The following is a 14,566-nucleotide window of genomic DNA, read 5'->3' as shown; positions in this document are numbered from 1 at the left end:
CCTTAAGCCGGACACAGCCCCAGCGCTTGCACGGCCTGCTCTAACGCGGCTTGCAGCAATTGGCGATCATGGTGGTGGGGCACATCTTGTGCCCCCAGCGGCTGTCGGATAATCAGGCGGTCGTTCACGCCATGAGTATCGGTTTGGGGAGCGACAACAACGGCATCGATGATGCGCCGGTTGATCTTGCTTTCGATGAGTTGCAGCTTTCGGACCAGTGTCAGACGGGTGGCTATCTGGCTTTGTTCAGTCCCCAGATTACCGATATAGACCACCGGCGCACGCGCGTCGTGCAGCGACTGAGCCAGATCGGTCAGCAGTAAAGGCGGCATCAGGCTGGTGAGGAAACTGCCTGGCCCTATCAGGATCAGGTCTGCTTCGGCTATCGCCGTCAACGCCTCTTGTGTGGCCGGTGCACTTGGATAGAGCATCAGGTCTTGCGGCAGTGCGGCGAGTTGATCGACCGCCACTTCGCCATACACCGGGTTGCCTTGCGTATCAATCGCCATCAGGTCGACGGGCTGCTCTGACATCGGGATCAAAAGCGCGTCGACGTTAAGCAGATTGCGTATCAGGTTGATGGCTTCCAGTGGACGCACACTGAGGTGGTCCATCGCTTTGAGCATCAAATTACCCAGGTTGTGGCCGGACAACTCGCCGTTGCCGTTGAAGCGGTATTCAAACATGGCGGAGGCGACACTGGGCGTGGTGATCAGCTGGTTAAGACAGTTACGGGTGTCGCCCCAGGCAATGCCGCCTTCCGAGCGGCGAATGCGCCCGGTAGAGCCGCCATTGTCGGTGGTGGTGACAATGCCTGTCAGCCGCGAGCCGAGAAAGGAGAGCGATGACATCACGCGCCCCAGTCCATGGCCGCCACCCAGTGCGACCACGCTACCCAGCTCCGCCAACGTGCGATTACCCATACCTGCCCTTATATTCCGGTTATCTACCCTAAAAAGTAGCGGTTATATACCACATCTTTGGTGAAAGCTGCATAAGTGCCAACTGAAAATTTCAGCGCCAGGTATCGATGGGGTTAATGATGTTCACCCGAGGGGCAGTAAACAGCACCGTGACGTCGGGAAGGCCTGGTGGTGAACAGGCTGGCTGGACATCAGACAGGCAACGATGCCGAGGGGACAACGACCGATATCAAGGGAGAGGGAATATATTCTTCCCAAATTTAATTTGTAATAAATTATTCTGTTATATTTCTATCAATATTTATCATTTATTTGTTTTTAAAGGTGTTTAAAAATCATCATTTGATTTTATTGCTGATTAATAATGAAATTATTAAATGATGTTCAAGCTGTTATAGTCTAAATAACGCAGACTGTTTATACCCATTCACTCCTGCCCATTTTAAGATCAGTGCCGGTGGTATCTCGCCTCGGCGCGATATTTCCCGCGCGTTATGTCATCGGCGCACGTCGGCGCTGTTTCCTGATTCTGGCCTGCGTGCCAGCCGACAAGTAAAACGATAGCAGGGCTGATAACAGTCCAGGGGTAAGGCATGTTTGGACTCGATGCATTTCATCTGGCAAGGATACAGTTTGCGTTCACGGTATCCTTCCATATCATTTTTCCCGCCATCACTATTGGGCTGGCCAGTTTTCTGGCTGTGCTGGAAGGGTTGTGGCTGAAAACCAGAAACCGCGACTACTGTGATCTCTACCATTTCTGGTCGAAAATCTTTGCCGTTAACTTTGGTATGGGTGTGGTGTCCGGTCTGGTGATGGCCTACCAGTTTGGTACCAACTGGAGCGGTTTTTCGCAGTTTGCTGGCAGTATTACCGGCCCACTGTTGACCTACGAGGTGCTGACCGCATTCTTTTTGGAAGCCGGTTTTCTCGGTGTCATGTTGTTTGGCTGGCAGCGGGTCGGGCCGGGGTTGCACTTTTTCGCGACCTGCATGGTGGCACTCGGTACGATCATGTCCACGTTCTGGATCCTCGCCTCCAACAGTTGGATGCAGACCCCGCAGGGGCACGAAATTCATAACGGTGTGGTGGTGCCGGTAGACTGGCTGGCGGTTATCTTCAATCCCTCTTTCCCGTACCGACTGATGCATATGGCGACGGCGGCATTTCTTGCCAGCGCCTTTTTTGTCGGCGCGTCTGCCGCCTGGCATTTGCTGCGGCGCAACGATACCCCGGCCATTCGCAAAATGTTGTCGATGGCACTCTGGATGGCGTTGATTGTCGCTCCCATTCAGGCGTTGCTGGGCGATATGCATGGTCTGAACACGCTGAAATACCAGCCCGCTAAAATTGCCGCGATTGAAGGCCACTGGGATAACCCACCCGGCGAACCGACGCCGCTGATTTTGGTGGGCTGGCCGGATATGGAACGTGAAACCACCCGCTATGCGCTGGAAATTCCTTATCTGGGTAGCCTGATCCTGACCCACAGTCTGGATAAACAGGTCCCGGCATTGAAGAGCTTCCCTAAAGACGAACGACCCAACTCGCCGGTGGTGTTTTGGTCGTTTCGCATCATGGTCGGTTTGGGAATGCTGATGATCCTGCTCGGGGCTCTGGGGTTGTGGCTGCGCTGGCGTCAGCGTTTGTATCAGTCGCGGCCATTTTTGTGGTTCACCCTGCTGATGGGGCCGTCGGGGTTGGTCGCCATTCTGGCCGGTTGGTTCACTACCGAAGTCGGCCGCCAACCGTGGGTGGTTTACGGTTTGCAACGCACCCGTGAGGCGGTATCGGCACACGGTGACCTGCAGATGAGTGTGAGTTTGCTGCTATTTATTGCGGTGTACCTGTCGGTATTTGGCGTGGGGTATGCCTATCTGGTGCGCTTGATTAAAAAAGGACCGCAACCGGGAGAGGGCGCGCCCAACGGTGAACCGGGACTGGCGCAGACACCCGCGCGACCGTTATCAGCGGCGCAGGATTTGTTGGGAGAGGGGAAATAACATGGGTATTGAGCTTTCTGTTGTCTGGTTCGCCATCATTATTTTCGCCACCCTGATGTATATCGTGATGGACGGTTTTGATCTGGGCATCGGCATTTTATTTCTGACTCACCGGAACCCAGCCGACCGGGATGTGATGGTGAATACCGTCGCACCGGTGTGGGATGGCAACGAAACCTGGCTGGTGCTCGGCGGGGCCGGGTTGTTTGGTGCCTTTCCACTGGCTTACGCGGTGATCGTCGATGCGCTGACCATCCCGCTGACGTTGATGCTAGTGGGGCTGATTTTTCGTGGTGTGGCCTTCGAGTTTCGCTTCAAAGCGACGCCGTCACACCGTCCGTTTTGGGACCGTGCCTTCCTGTGGGGATCGGTGGTGGCGACCTTTTTTCAGGGGGTGACCGTCGGGGCGGTGCTTAATGGGTTTGAGGTGACCGATCGCCATTTCTCCGGCCCGGTATTCGGCTGGCTGACACCGTTTTCGCTGTTTTGCGGCGTTGGGCTGGTGGTGGCGTATGCGCTGCTGGGCTGTACCTGGCTTATCATGAAAACCGGACAGTCGCTGCATAGCCGTATGTCGGCATTGGCACCGTCACTGGTGGCGTTGTTGCTGGTGGTTATTGGCGTCATCAGCGTGTGGACGCCGCTGGCTCACCCCGCCATTGCGAAGCGCTGGTTCTCGCTGCCCAATCTGTTTTGGTTCCTGCCGGTTCCGATTCTGGTGGTGCTGTGTGCGGCAGGTATTGTGCGTGGCGTTCGCCGCCAGGCACATTACGCGCCTTTCCTGTTGACGCTGGGGCTTATCTTCCTGGGCTTTACCGGACTGGGTATCAGCCTGTGGCCGATGATCATTCCACCGCGATTGACCCTGTGGGACGCGGCTGCGCCACCGCAGAGCCAGGGATTTATGCTATTCGGCGCATTGCTGATCATCCCGGTTATTCTGGGGTACACCTTCTGGAGTTACTACGTGTTCCGGGGAAAGGTACGGCCTGAGGAGGGATACCACTGATGGTGGGGACAAACGCGCCATCGCTATGGCGGCGGCTGTTATGGATGGTCATCTTATGGGGAGCCAGTGTGCTCGCACTCGGTGTGGTCGCAACGGTATTTCGCCTGCTGATGACGGCAGCCGGGCTGAAAACCCACTAACCATGAGTCACATCGCTTAATTGGCATCAATTGGTATTGGCCTCGGCATGAGCACAAACCGCCCGCGGTAGCATCGCGGGCGGTTTGTGTTAACTGTACAACCTGTCGCCATTGGGAAGCGGTTTACTCCGATGGGAGTAGAGGATATCGGTCATACCATGATACAGGTCAGAAAAATTGATCGGGTTTCCGCTATGCTGAGCATGAAAATAGTGAATGAAATCCGCTATATACAAGATTATATACCGCATTTTCAGTGACGGATGACTTGATTTGGCGATAGACTTCATGAAGTAATCACGGTTATCCGACATCGGTGTTCGATGCCGGGAAATCAAACTCCTAGCCTTGGAACCTACGTTCGAGAGTCAGCGCGAATAGGGTTTCCTGGCCGTGACCTGAGGGTCACCAGGGTGCAGGGTAGAAATGCCCGCATCTCCCGTATTTGGAAAGGTGTTTATGGTGAGTCAACTGACCGATGCGTTTGCGCGCAAGTTTTACTATTTGCGTCTGTCGATAACGGATGTCTGTAATTTCCGCTGCACTTATTGTCTGCCGGACGGCTATCAGCCCAATGGCGCGACCCCTCATCGTTTTTTGTCGTTGAATGAAATCCGCCGTGTTGGGCGGGCGTTTGCTGAATTGGGCACGGAAAAGGTGCGCCTGACCGGCGGCGAACCCTCTTTACGACGGGATTTTGTCGACATTATCGCTGCGATTCGTGAAAACCCGGCTATCCGTACGCTGGCGGTGACCACTAACGGCTACCGGCTGGCGCGGGATGTCGCGAGCTGGCGTGATGCCGGATTGACGGCGCTCAATGTCAGTGTCGACAGTCTGGATGCCAGGGCGTTTCACGCCATTACCGGGCAGGACAAATTCCGTCAGGTGATGGATGGCATCGATGCCGCTTTCGCTAACGGATTCCAGCGGGTGAAAGTCAACACCGTACTGATGCGTGATGTTAACGACAACAGCCTGCACACCTTTCTGGAATGGATCCGCACCCGGCCTATCCAACTGCGCTTTATCGAACTGATGGAAACCGGCGAAGGGCGGGAGATGTTCCGCCGCCATCATGTTTCCGGGCAGGTGATTCGCGAGCGTCTGTTACAGCAAGGCTGGCAACAGCAGGTTCGTTCGCGCAGTGACGGCCCGGCGCAGGTGTTTTCACACCCGGATTATCAGGGTGAGGTGGGGCTAATCATGCCGTATGAAAAAGACTTTTGTCAGAGCTGCAATCGCCTGCGGGTTTCAGCTATCGGTAATTTGCATCTGTGCCTGTTTGGTGAGCAAGGCATTCCACTGCGCGATTTGCTGATGGATGACGAGCAACTGGACGCGCTGAAATTGCGTATTTCCGGCGGCCTTGGCAGCAAACGAGAGTCGCATTTTCTGCATGACGGCGACAGCGGCATTACCCCGAATCTTTCCTTTATTGGCGGCTAAGCAGCCGCGCAATACGGTATCACGCATACCGTTACGGAGTGTTTATGAGCAAGGTCAGCAGTGAATTTGTTCCTCTGCGTGTGGCAGTGATGACGATATCCTCCCGCCGTACGGCCGACGACGACACGTCTGGCGATTATCTGCGCGAAGCATTGCAGCACGATGGGCATCATCTGGCGGGCAGCGCGATTGTCAGTGAAAACCTCTACCACATCCGTGCACAGGTGTCTGCCTGGATAGCCCGCGAGGATGTGCAGGTGATTCTGATTAACGGTGGTACCGGCTTTACCGCGGGCGATCTCGCACCGGAAGCTATCCGGGTGTTGTTTGATCGCGAAATCGAAGGATTTGGCGAACTGTTCCGCATGGTGTCCTATGAAGAGATAGGCACCGCCACTATCCAGTCGCGCGCCATTGCCGGTATGGCTAACCAGACGGCGATTTTTGCGATGCCGGGGTCGACCAAAGCCTGTCGTACCGCCTGGGAGCGGATTATTTGCGAGCAACTGGATGCGCGCCAGAAACCCTGTAACCTCTATCCTCACCTGAAAAAGTAAGCTGTTATGTCACAACTGACCCACATTAATGCCGCCGGTGAAGCGGCGATGGTGGATGTTTCCGACAAGGCAGAGACCGTGCGTGAAGCGCGTGCCGAAGCCTTTGTGGAAATGGCACCGCATACCCTGTCGATGATTATCGACGGCAAGCATCATAAAGGCGATGTGTTCGCCACCGCCCGTATCGCTGGCATTCAGGCTGCCAAGCGCACTTGGGAGTTAATCCCGCTGTGCCACCCGCTATTGCTCAGTAAAGTGGCCGTTGAATTGGAAGCGCAACCGGAACATAACCGGGTGCGCATCGAATCCCTGTGTCGGTTAACCGGCAAGACCGGGGTGGAAATGGAAGCATTGACTGCCGCCTCGGTCGCGGCGTTGACCATTTATGACATGTGCAAAGCGGTGCAGAAAGACATGGTGATAGGGCCGGTACGGCTGTTGGCGAAAAGCGGGGGTAAATCCGGTGACTTTAAGGCGGAGGCATCATGATTACGGTGTTATTTTTCGCGCAGGTGCGCGAGCTCACCGGTATTGACCGGTTATCCCTGCCTGCCGAGTATCAGGATGTGGCATCGCTGCGTCAGGCGCTGTGTGAACGGGGCGACCGCTGGGCGCTGGCGCTGGAAGACGGCAAACTGCTGGCGGCGGTTAACCAGTCGCTGGTGGCGATGACGCATCCGCTGACCGATGGCGACGAAGTGGCGTTTTTCCCGCCGGTGACCGGAGGCTGACATGGATACGCGTATTCGGGTAGGGCAGGAACCGTTCAGCGTAGGCGACGAGTACAGCTGGCTGGCAGCCAGCGATACGGACGGCGCCGTCGTCACGTTCACCGGCAAAGTGCGTAACCACAATCTGGGGGATAACGTCAGTGCGTTAACCCTGGAGCATTATCCGGGGATGACGGAAAAAGCGCTGGCGGAGATTATCGAGGCAGCACGTGAGCGCTGGCCGATTCAACGTGTCAGCCTGATCCACCGTGTCGGGGCGCTTTTTCCCGGCGACGAAATCGTGTTTGTTGGCGTTAGCGGAGCCCACCGCCAGGCCGCGTTTGATGCGGCGCAATTCATCATGGATTACCTCAAAACGCGTGCACCGTTCTGGAAGCGGGAAGCCACGCAGGATGGTGACCGTTGGGTCGATGCCCGTGATAGCGATCGACAGGCGGCAGAACGCTGGTTCTAAGCGGTGACGGCGGTGGATTGATTGCCGCCGCTACACCATTGCTGGCGATATGATTTCACTACTGGAATAAAAACGATAAAAAGCAGCCGCTTATAAAAGTTGCATCGCTATAGCGTTCGAATAATAATTAATAAGAATCATTTTTATTTCTATTTTTATGCAACGATAATGAGCCGCGGTGATTTTTTGCCGGATTCGCTTTTATTGTCATACAGTTAATTGCCATACAGTGAAAAAGGATAATGGTATGAAACGGCGTATAGCTTCCCTGTTCCCCGCCACATTGCTGGCGTCTTCCCTGATGATGGGGCTGTCCTTCGGCGCACAGGCGGAGGATGCAGGTATTGTGATTTATAACGCACAGCATGAAAACCTGGTGAAGTCCTGGGTGGACGGCTTCACTCAGGATACCGGTATTAAAGTGACGCTGCGTAACGGCGGCGATAGCGAGTTGGGTAACCAACTGGTTCAGGAAGGCAGTGCGTCACCGGCTGACGTATTTTTGACGGAAAACTCGCCATCGATGGTGCTGGTGGATAACGCCAACCTGCTCGCACCGCTGGATGCCGACACACTGGCGCAGGTTGCGCCGCAGTACCGTCCGTCCCACGGGCGCTGGATTGGTATCGCGGCCCGTTCGACGGTATTTGTTTACAACCCGGAAAAACTGACCGAAGCACAATTACCGAAATCATTGATGGATCTGGCGAAACCAGAATGGAAAGGGCGCTGGGCGGCGTCTCCGTCGGGTGCAGACTTTCAGGCGATTGTCAGCGCGATGCTGGAGCTGAAAGGCGAGAAAGCAACGCTGGACTGGTTGAAGGCGATGAAAACCAATTTCACGGCGTATAAAGGCAACAGCACAGTAATGAAAGCGGTGAACGCCGGTCAGGTCGACAGCGGTGTTATCTATCATTACTACCCGTTTGTCGACGGCGCGAAAACCGGTGAAAACAGTAAGAATATCCGGTTGTACTACTTCAAGCATCAGGATCCGGGCGCGTTCGTCAGCATCTCTGGCGGCGGTGTGCTGGCATCGAGCAAGCATAAAGAACAGGCTCAGGCATTCATGAAGTGGATCACCGGTAAGAAAGGCCAGGAAGTGCTGCGCACCAATACCGCGTTTGAATACGCCGTGGGCGTCAATGCGGCTTCCAACCCGAAACTGGTTCCGCTGAAAGACTTGCAGGCTCCCTCCGTGGATGCGGCCAAACTCAACGGCAAGAAAGTGGTTGAGCTGATGACCGAAGCCGGTCTGCTGTAATACGTCAGTATAGGGCGGGAGTCCAATAAGACCGATGGCCGATGTGGAATGGAAAGTCGCTGGTGTGGGGATGCCACAACCAGCGCGTTCGGGGGCGAAGCCGTACCGGATAGCGGGCGGCAGTATGGCGCTGATGGCTGTACTGCTGTCACTGCTGGCGTTATTGCCGCTGGGTTTCGTCGTGGGGGTGACCCTGACGACGGGCTGGGAAACGGTAAAGGCGCTGGTGTTCCGGCCCCGGGTTGGGGAACTGCTGCTCAATACCGTGTTGCTGGTGGCGGTCACGTTGCCGCTCTGCACGCTGTTCGGGGTGGCGCTAGCCTGGTTGACCGAACGTACCACCTTGCCGGGGCGCCGGGTGTGGTCGCTGTTACTGACCGCACCACTGGCGGTGCCCGCCTTCGTCCAGAGTTATGCCTGGATCAGTCTGCTGCCCGGCATGAATGGCCTGGCAGCTGGTGTATTCCTGTCGGTGCTCGCCTATTTCCCATTTATTTACCTGCCGGCGGCAGCGGTGCTGCGTCGGCTTGATCCCAGCCTGGAAGATGTGGCGACCTCATTGGGTGCCAGACCCTGGCGCATTTTTTTTCGTGTGGTGCTGCCGCAACTGCGGCTGGCGATATGGGGCGGCTCGCTGCTGATTGCGTTACATCTGTTGGCGGAATACGGCCTGTACGCCATGATCCGCTTTGATACCTTCACCACCGCAATATTCGAGCAGTTCCAGTCGACGTTTAACGGCCTGGCGGCGAACATGCTGGCGGGCGTGCTGGTGCTGTGTTGTCTGGGGCTGTTATCGCTGGAAGCCATGACGCGTGGGCGTGCGCGCTATGCTCGCGTGGGTTCCGGTAGCGCCCGCAGTCAGACCCCGTGGCGGCTGTCGTCCCCGGCGGCGTTGATGTACGGATTATTGCCGCTGGCGTTAACCACGCTGGCGCTGGGTGTCCCGTTGATGACGCTGGCCCGCTGGCTGTGGCTTGGCGGCATCGAGGTATGGCGTAATGACGAACTGTGGCCCGCGCTGCGTCAGACAGTGTGGCTGGGCATCAGCGGTGCTGTGCTGGTTACGCTGTGCGCATTCCCGATGGCCTGGTTGTCGGTACGTTATCCCTCACGACTGTATCGCCTGCTGGAAGGGTGTAATTACGTGACCAGCGCGTTGCCGGGCATTGTCGTCGCTCTGGCGCTGGTGACGGTCACCATCCATACGTTGCGGCCACTGTATCAGACCGAGTTTACCCTGCTGCTGGCCTATGTGTTGATGTTCATGCCACGGGCGTTGATCAACCTGCGCGCGGGTATTGCGCAAGCGCCGGTTGAGTTGGAAAACGTGGCACGTAGTCTGGGGTGCTCACCGGGACGGGCATTGTGGCGCATCACGCTCAGGCTGGCGGCACCGGGTGCGGCGGCTGGGGCGGCATTGGTGTTTCTGGCGGTGACCAACGAATTGACCGCCACGTTGCTACTGGCACCCAACGGCACCCGGACGCTGGCGACCGGTTTCTGGGCGTTGACCAGCGAAATTGATTATATGGCGGCGGCACCTTATGCGCTGATCATGGTGGTGCTGTCGCTCCCGCTGACCTGGTTACTTTATTCCCAATCGAAACGCACGGCAGGCTTATGAATACGCTCGAACTTTATGGCATCGGTAAATCGTTTAACGCTGTTACGGTGCTGGACGGCATCGATTTGCAGGTCGCGCCGGGCAGCCGTACCGCCATTGTCGGCCCTTCGGGTTCCGGTAAAACGACGTTGCTGCGTATCATCGCTGGTTTTGAAGCGCCGGATAAAGGCACCGTGCGTTTGCAAACACGCGTTGTGGCCGATGCGCATCAGTGGGTGCCTGCGCACCTGCGTGGTATCGGTTTTGTGCCGCAGGATGGTGCGTTGTTTCCGCATTTTACCGTGGCGCAGAATATTAGTTTCGGGCTTGAGGGCAGTAAACAGGACAAACAGCGGCGTATTGATGAGCTGATGGAGATGGTGTCGCTGGACTCCCGGCTGGCGGCGTTGTGGCCGCATGAACTGTCCGGCGGTCAACAACAACGGGTCGCGTTAGCGCGCGCCTTGTCGCAACGCCCGGCGTTGATGCTACTGGATGAGCCGTTTTCCGCGCTGGATACCGGCCTGCGTGCTGCTACCCGTCAGGCGGTGTCGGCGCTGTTAGCGCAGGCGGGTGTGGCGTCCATTCTGGTCACCCATGATCAGGCCGAAGCGTTGTCGTTTGCCGATCAGGTCGCGGTAATGCGCCAGGGACGCTTAGTACAGGTTGGGTCGCCGCAGTCACTGTACCTGCGGCCGGCGGATGAGGGTATCGCCGCGTTTCTGGGCGATACGCTGGTGTTGCCTGCACAGCTTACTGGGGGGCGTGCCGCCTGTGCGCTGGGGGATGTCGCGGTGGATGATAATCAATCTGCCGGGGTGGCGCGTATCATGTTGCGCCCGGAGCAGATTCAGGTCACGCTGGCCGAACCTCACGTGACGCCACAGGCGGTGGTGACCGGTATTGAGTTTGCCGGATTTGTCTCTACGCTACGTCTGCGCATGACGCAAGGTGAGCAGGTGATTGAGCTGAAAAGCGTGAGTCGGGAAGAGATTGTGGTGGGTTGTGGCGTCAATCTGACAGTGGCAGGGCGGGCGCATCGGCTTGACTAACCCGGTAGGCGGGAAACGGTTGTATGGGGCGGGGAGGTTGGTTGAGTGATACCTGTCGGGCCATGTCCCGCTTTGCAGGAATTACGATCCTTGTTGAGAAAGTGTTACCCGTTGTGCGCGTGGTTTTGTGTTAAGCTGAAAGTCAGGTGGGCGTAAGCCTGTTGTGTTTCACTTCTCATGCAAAGGTTGCATCATGGATCGATTTCCACGTTCTAACGGTTCCATCGTTCAACAAGCCAGCACGGGTCTGCAAACCTATATGGCGCAGGTCTATGGCTGGATGACCTGTGGTTTGCTGCTGACGGCGTTTGTCTCCTGGTATGCCGCCAATACCCCGGCGGTGTTGCAGCTGGTGTTTTCCAGCAAAATTACCTTTTATGGACTGGTGATCGCCCAACTTGGGCTGGTGTTTGTGCTGTCCGGCATGGTGCATCGCCTGAGTGGTAGTGTGGCGACCACGTTGTTCATGCTTTACTCTGCGCTGACAGGCCTGACGCTATCCAGTATTTTCATCGTGTATTCCGGTGAGTCTATCGCCAGTACGTTTGTGATAACAGCCGGGATGTTCGGTGCCATGAGTCTGTACGGGTATGTCACCAAGCGTGACCTGACTGGTCTGGGCAGCATGCTGTTTATGGCGCTGATTGGTATCCTGCTGGCGACCCTGGTGAATTTCTGGTTGAAGAGTGAAGGGCTGCAACTTGCCATCACTTACATCGGTGTACTGGTGTTTGTCGGCCTGACGGCGTATGACACACAGAAGCTGAAAAACATCGGTGAAGAGCTGTCAGTTGATGACAAGGATAACTTCCGTAAGTACTCGATCATGGGTGCGCTGACGTTGTATCTGGATTTCATCAACCTGTTCCTGATGCTGCTACGTTTGTTCGGTAGCCGGCGTTGAGGTTGTTAACAAACAACCGGATTGTTTTGTGAACGGTGAAGTTTGTCTGGTCAGTGAATGATTTCGTGCGGGATAAACGGAGTGGTTTCTTTGTCACTTCACCGCACGCACGACAATGAGAGGCTCAAGCGCTGCCTCTCCTTGACCACTGGCTGGTGGGCTAAACTATGAACCCTGACGGGTTCACCCTTGCGGGCCAGCGCAAGCGCTGTTCCATTTTGCGTTGCAAAATGGTGTGCCGCTACGCGGTTCCTTCGGCATTCGACTTCGCTGTTCGGACCGCCCGTGACGCGCTCCATACGCGGCACGGGCTTGCGCGGCTTCCCTGCCGCGCATCCGGCGAAGTCGCCCGCCTCAGCACAGTTTTTACGCCAGAAAAACCCTTGTCTGATATACAACTCTTGTCTGATATTTAAAAGGTATCAGTAGTCCAACGGGGCAAATTGCTCTGTTAGCGTTTTTCATTTCTTTTCACTGTCATCCGCCGATGTGTGCCCCACCTGCGTTAACTGTGGGCTATGCGCCGGTAACCAGCCGACCATCGATGGGAAGCGTTTCAAAAAATGGAACACCACCACGTTTTTCAGCACCTGCCAGGACGAGCGTGCCGGTAGTTGTGCCGGGTCAACCTGCACGCAGTCGTCCTGTATCAACTGGTGCAGATTATCGCGTAATTGCTGGTTGAACCCCCGATCGTTGATGAACAGATTCGCCTCCAGATTGAGCGCCAGACTGAGCGGGTCCAGATTGCTGGAGCCGATGGTTGCCCAATACTCGTCTTGCAACGCCACTTTGCTGTGCAATGGCTGGCGGCGGTATTCGTAAATATCTACTCCGGCTTTCACCAGCCAGGGGTAGAGCAAGCGCGCGCCGAACAGCACGATAGGCATGTCCGGTTGCCCCTGAATAATCAACCGTACCCGCACACGCCGCCGTGCGGCTTTGCGCATCGCCCGCAGTAACCGATAACCGGGGAAGAAGTAGGCATTGGCAATCACCACTTCGCGTTTGGCACGCCGCAGCATCAGCAAATACTGTCGTTCGACATCGCGGCGATGCAGGCCATTGTCGCGCCAGACGAACAGCGCTTGTGCGTTACCGGGATGTGGGTTACGCACCGGGCGGCGAAAACGTCGCCGCCACCAGAGATGTGGTTCTTCATCGTGGACCAGTGCCGCCAGCATAAAACGGTAGATGTCATCCACCACCGGGCCTCGTACTTTCACTGCGTAGTCTTGTTTAGCTTCCGGGCCGTAATCACTCAGGTGGTCGGCGGAATAATTGATGCCGCCTATCCAGGCAGTGTGTCCGTCGACCACCACCAGCTTGCGGTGCAGCCGTCGGAACAAATTGGTACGCATCAGGCCAAACAGGCGAGGGCGCGGGTCGTAAAAATGAAAACGCACCCCGGCTTCGATCATTGGTGCCAGAAAACCGGGTGACAGGTCGTGCGAGCCGTAGCCGTCAGCGGTGGCGTCAACACTGACACCGCGCCGCGCTGCGGCAATCAAGACCTCCCGTAATGCGTAGCCTACTTTGTCTTCAAACCAGATAAAGGTCTCCAGTACGACCCGATTGCGGGCCTGGCGGATAGCCTCAAACACGCTGGGGTAGTATTCGTCGCCATTTACCAGCAATTCAATGTGATTACCGTCGCGCCATTCGGTTCTCACAAATGGATCTCCACCGCCAGCGGCGCATGGTCGGATAAATGCGCCCAGGGTTTGGACGGCAGTAGCTTGGGTACACTGGTTTTGGCGTTACGCACGTAGATACGGTCAAGCCGCAGCAGTGGGAAACGTGCCGGGAAGGTGCGGGGCGGTTTGCCAAAATGTTGGCTGAATACCTCCTCCAGCCCGGCGCGGCGCTTAAGTATGGCGCTGGCTTTCATCTGCCAGTCATTGAAGTCCCCGGCAACAATCAACGGCGCGTCAGCGGGCAGGGTAGCGAGCAGGTCACACAGCAGCGAGAGTTGTTGTCGCCGGTGCGAGGCGGTCAGCCCCAGGTGAACGCAGACGACGTGGATATGCACATCCCGGTTGGGTACTTTCAGTACGCAATGCAGAATACCGCGCTTGGCCTTTTCTGATAGCGATACGTCCAGATTGCGGTAGCTAAAAATCGGGAAATGCGACAACACGGCGTTACCGTGATCGCCTTCCGGGTAGACAGCGTTGCGGCCATAGGCGTAATCGTTCCACATGGTTTCTGCCAGAAATTCGTAGTGTGGGGTATCCGGCCAATGCTCCACTTGTAGCGGATGGGTAGAGTGACGGCCTAACACCTCTTGCAAGCACACGATATCGGCGGACACCGAACGTACGGCATCACGCAGTTCAGGCAAAATAAAGCGGCGATTGAGTGCGCTGAACCCTTTATGGGTATTGATAGTGAGGACAGTGAAAGAAATCCCCAATGGCGATGGCGAAACGGTACCCATGGCTTCTCCTCGTTCCCAAGTAGCTGAAAATCAG

15 protein-coding genes and 1 riboswitch are annotated in these 14,566 nt (G+C 56.3%); of the genes, 12 read left to right on the top strand and 3 right to left on the bottom strand.

The genetic code is table 11. The features are described from left to right. Nucleotides 1-2: 2 nt before the first annotated feature. Nucleotides 3-923: a gluconeogenesis factor YvcK family protein gene (locus FAZ14_RS14630; RefSeq protein WP_153508768.1), complete on the bottom strand. Its 921-nt coding sequence runs from the start codon at nt 921-923 to the stop codon at nt 3-5. Nucleotides 924-1,516: 593 nt separating this feature from the next. On the opposite strand from FAZ14_RS14630, the gene FAZ14_RS14625 reads away from it, so the two are divergent. The 12 genes from FAZ14_RS14625 to FAZ14_RS14570 all read left to right on the top strand — a co-directional run bounded on the left by FAZ14_RS14625 (nt 1,517) and on the right by FAZ14_RS14570 (nt 12,092). Continuing rightward, nucleotides 1,517-2,926 carry a cytochrome ubiquinol oxidase subunit I gene (locus FAZ14_RS14625; protein ID WP_153508767.1) on the top strand — a complete coding sequence of 470 codons (1,410 nt, stop codon included), beginning with the start codon at nt 1,517-1,519 and terminating at the stop codon, nt 2,924-2,926. A gap of 1 nt (nt 2,927) precedes the next feature. Continuing rightward, nucleotides 2,928-3,935, top strand: coding sequence for a cytochrome d ubiquinol oxidase subunit II (gene cydB / locus FAZ14_RS14620; protein ID WP_016942622.1), 1,008 nt, complete (start codon nt 2,928-2,930; stop codon nt 3,933-3,935). Further along, the gene (locus FAZ14_RS14615; RefSeq protein WP_016942621.1) at nt 3,935-4,075 is read left to right on the top strand and encodes a DUF2474 domain-containing protein; all 141 of its coding nucleotides are present in this window, start codon (nt 3,935-3,937) and stop codon (nt 4,073-4,075) included. Before cydB ends, FAZ14_RS14615 begins: the two co-directional genes overlap by 1 nt. A gap of 327 nt (nt 4,076-4,402) precedes the next feature. Next, nucleotides 4,403-4,547: riboswitch (molybdenum cofactor riboswitch) on the top strand. Then, nucleotides 4,535-5,524, top strand: coding sequence for a GTP 3',8-cyclase MoaA (gene moaA / locus FAZ14_RS14610; RefSeq protein ID WP_038916375.1), 990 nt, complete (start codon nt 4,535-4,537; stop codon nt 5,522-5,524). (Overlaps the previous riboswitch by 13 nt.) 44 nt (nt 5,525-5,568) lie before the next feature. After that, nucleotides 5,569-6,081 carry a molybdenum cofactor biosynthesis protein B gene (gene moaB, locus FAZ14_RS14605; protein WP_038926364.1) on the top strand — a complete coding sequence of 171 codons (513 nt, stop codon included), beginning with the start codon at nt 5,569-5,571 and terminating at the stop codon, nt 6,079-6,081. Nucleotides 6,082-6,087: 6 nt separating this feature from the next. After that, on the top strand, nt 6,088-6,570 hold the full coding sequence (gene moaC, locus FAZ14_RS14600) for a cyclic pyranopterin monophosphate synthase MoaC (RefSeq protein WP_012885132.1): 483 nt from the start codon (nt 6,088-6,090) through the stop codon (nt 6,568-6,570). Further along, nucleotides 6,567-6,812, top strand: coding sequence for a molybdopterin synthase sulfur carrier subunit (moaD, locus tag FAZ14_RS14595; RefSeq protein WP_016942617.1), 246 nt, complete (start codon nt 6,567-6,569; stop codon nt 6,810-6,812). Before moaC ends, moaD begins: the two co-directional genes overlap by 4 nt. A 1-nt stretch (nt 6,813) precedes the next feature. Then, nucleotides 6,814-7,266, top strand: coding sequence for a molybdopterin synthase catalytic subunit MoaE (gene moaE, locus FAZ14_RS14590; RefSeq protein WP_016942616.1), 453 nt, complete (start codon nt 6,814-6,816; stop codon nt 7,264-7,266). Between the two features lie 247 nt (nt 7,267-7,513). Further along, nucleotides 7,514-8,530 carry an iron ABC transporter substrate-binding protein gene (locus FAZ14_RS14585; protein ID WP_016942615.1) on the top strand — a complete coding sequence of 339 codons (1,017 nt, stop codon included), beginning with the start codon at nt 7,514-7,516 and terminating at the stop codon, nt 8,528-8,530. A 124-nt stretch (nt 8,531-8,654) separates the two neighbouring features. Then, nucleotides 8,655-10,157: an ABC transporter permease gene (locus FAZ14_RS14580; protein ID WP_235914573.1), complete on the top strand. Its 1,503-nt coding sequence runs from the start codon at nt 8,655-8,657 to the stop codon at nt 10,155-10,157. Then, on the top strand, nt 10,154-11,188 hold the full coding sequence (locus tag FAZ14_RS14575) for an ABC transporter ATP-binding protein (protein WP_038926362.1): 1,035 nt from the start codon (nt 10,154-10,156) through the stop codon (nt 11,186-11,188). The genes FAZ14_RS14580 and FAZ14_RS14575 overlap by 4 nt, the downstream gene beginning before the upstream one ends. 193 nt (nt 11,189-11,381) lie before the next feature. Further along, nucleotides 11,382-12,092 (top strand): Bax inhibitor-1/YccA family protein, encoded by a 711-nt coding sequence (locus tag FAZ14_RS14570; RefSeq protein WP_016942612.1) that lies wholly within the window; start codon nt 11,382-11,384, stop codon nt 12,090-12,092. Nucleotides 12,093-12,553: 461 nt separating this feature from the next. Here FAZ14_RS14570 and clsB read toward each other — a convergent pair whose 3' ends face one another. Beyond that, nucleotides 12,554-13,765, bottom strand: a complete 1,212-nt coding sequence (gene clsB / locus FAZ14_RS14565; protein WP_153508766.1) for a cardiolipin synthase ClsB — start codon at nt 13,763-13,765, stop codon at nt 12,554-12,556. Next, a complete protein-coding gene (locus FAZ14_RS14560; protein ID WP_016942610.1) occupies nt 13,762-14,532 on the bottom strand; it encodes an endonuclease/exonuclease/phosphatase family protein in 771 nt (256 codons plus the stop codon). Before FAZ14_RS14560 ends, clsB begins: the two co-directional genes overlap by 4 nt. Between the last annotated feature and the right edge of the window lie 34 nt (nt 14,533-14,566).

Source organism: Dickeya oryzae (assembly GCF_009372235.1).
GTDB classification, from domain to species: domain Bacteria; phylum Pseudomonadota; class Gammaproteobacteria; order Enterobacterales; family Enterobacteriaceae; genus Dickeya; species Dickeya oryzae.
This window is presented reverse-complemented; position numbering and strand designations above follow the sequence as displayed.

Coding starts and splice junctions, on each gene's coding strand:
- FAZ14_RS14560 (WP_016942610.1), bottom strand. CDS start 14,532: ATGGGTACCGTTTCGCCATCGCCATTGGGGATTTCTTTCACTGTCCTC.
- FAZ14_RS14580 (WP_235914573.1), top strand. CDS start 8,655: ATGGCGCTGATGGCTGTACTGCTGTCACTGCTGGCGTTATTGCCGCTG.
- FAZ14_RS14575 (WP_038926362.1), top strand. CDS start 10,154: ATGAATACGCTCGAACTTTATGGCATCGGTAAATCGTTTAACGCTGTT.
- cydB (WP_016942622.1), top strand. CDS start 2,928: ATGGGTATTGAGCTTTCTGTTGTCTGGTTCGCCATCATTATTTTCGCC.
- FAZ14_RS14615 (WP_016942621.1), top strand. CDS start 3,935: ATGGTGGGGACAAACGCGCCATCGCTATGGCGGCGGCTGTTATGGATG.
- moaA (WP_038916375.1), top strand. CDS start 4,535: ATGGTGAGTCAACTGACCGATGCGTTTGCGCGCAAGTTTTACTATTTG.
- FAZ14_RS14570 (WP_016942612.1), top strand. CDS start 11,382: ATGGATCGATTTCCACGTTCTAACGGTTCCATCGTTCAACAAGCCAGC.
- FAZ14_RS14585 (WP_016942615.1), top strand. CDS start 7,514: ATGAAACGGCGTATAGCTTCCCTGTTCCCCGCCACATTGCTGGCGTCT.
- moaB (WP_038926364.1), top strand. CDS start 5,569: ATGAGCAAGGTCAGCAGTGAATTTGTTCCTCTGCGTGTGGCAGTGATG.
- moaE (WP_016942616.1), top strand. CDS start 6,814: ATGGATACGCGTATTCGGGTAGGGCAGGAACCGTTCAGCGTAGGCGAC.
- FAZ14_RS14625 (WP_153508767.1), top strand. CDS start 1,517: ATGTTTGGACTCGATGCATTTCATCTGGCAAGGATACAGTTTGCGTTC.
- moaC (WP_012885132.1), top strand. CDS start 6,088: ATGTCACAACTGACCCACATTAATGCCGCCGGTGAAGCGGCGATGGTG.
- moaD (WP_016942617.1), top strand. CDS start 6,567: ATGATTACGGTGTTATTTTTCGCGCAGGTGCGCGAGCTCACCGGTATT.
- FAZ14_RS14630 (WP_153508768.1), bottom strand. CDS start 923: ATGGGTAATCGCACGTTGGCGGAGCTGGGTAGCGTGGTCGCACTGGGT.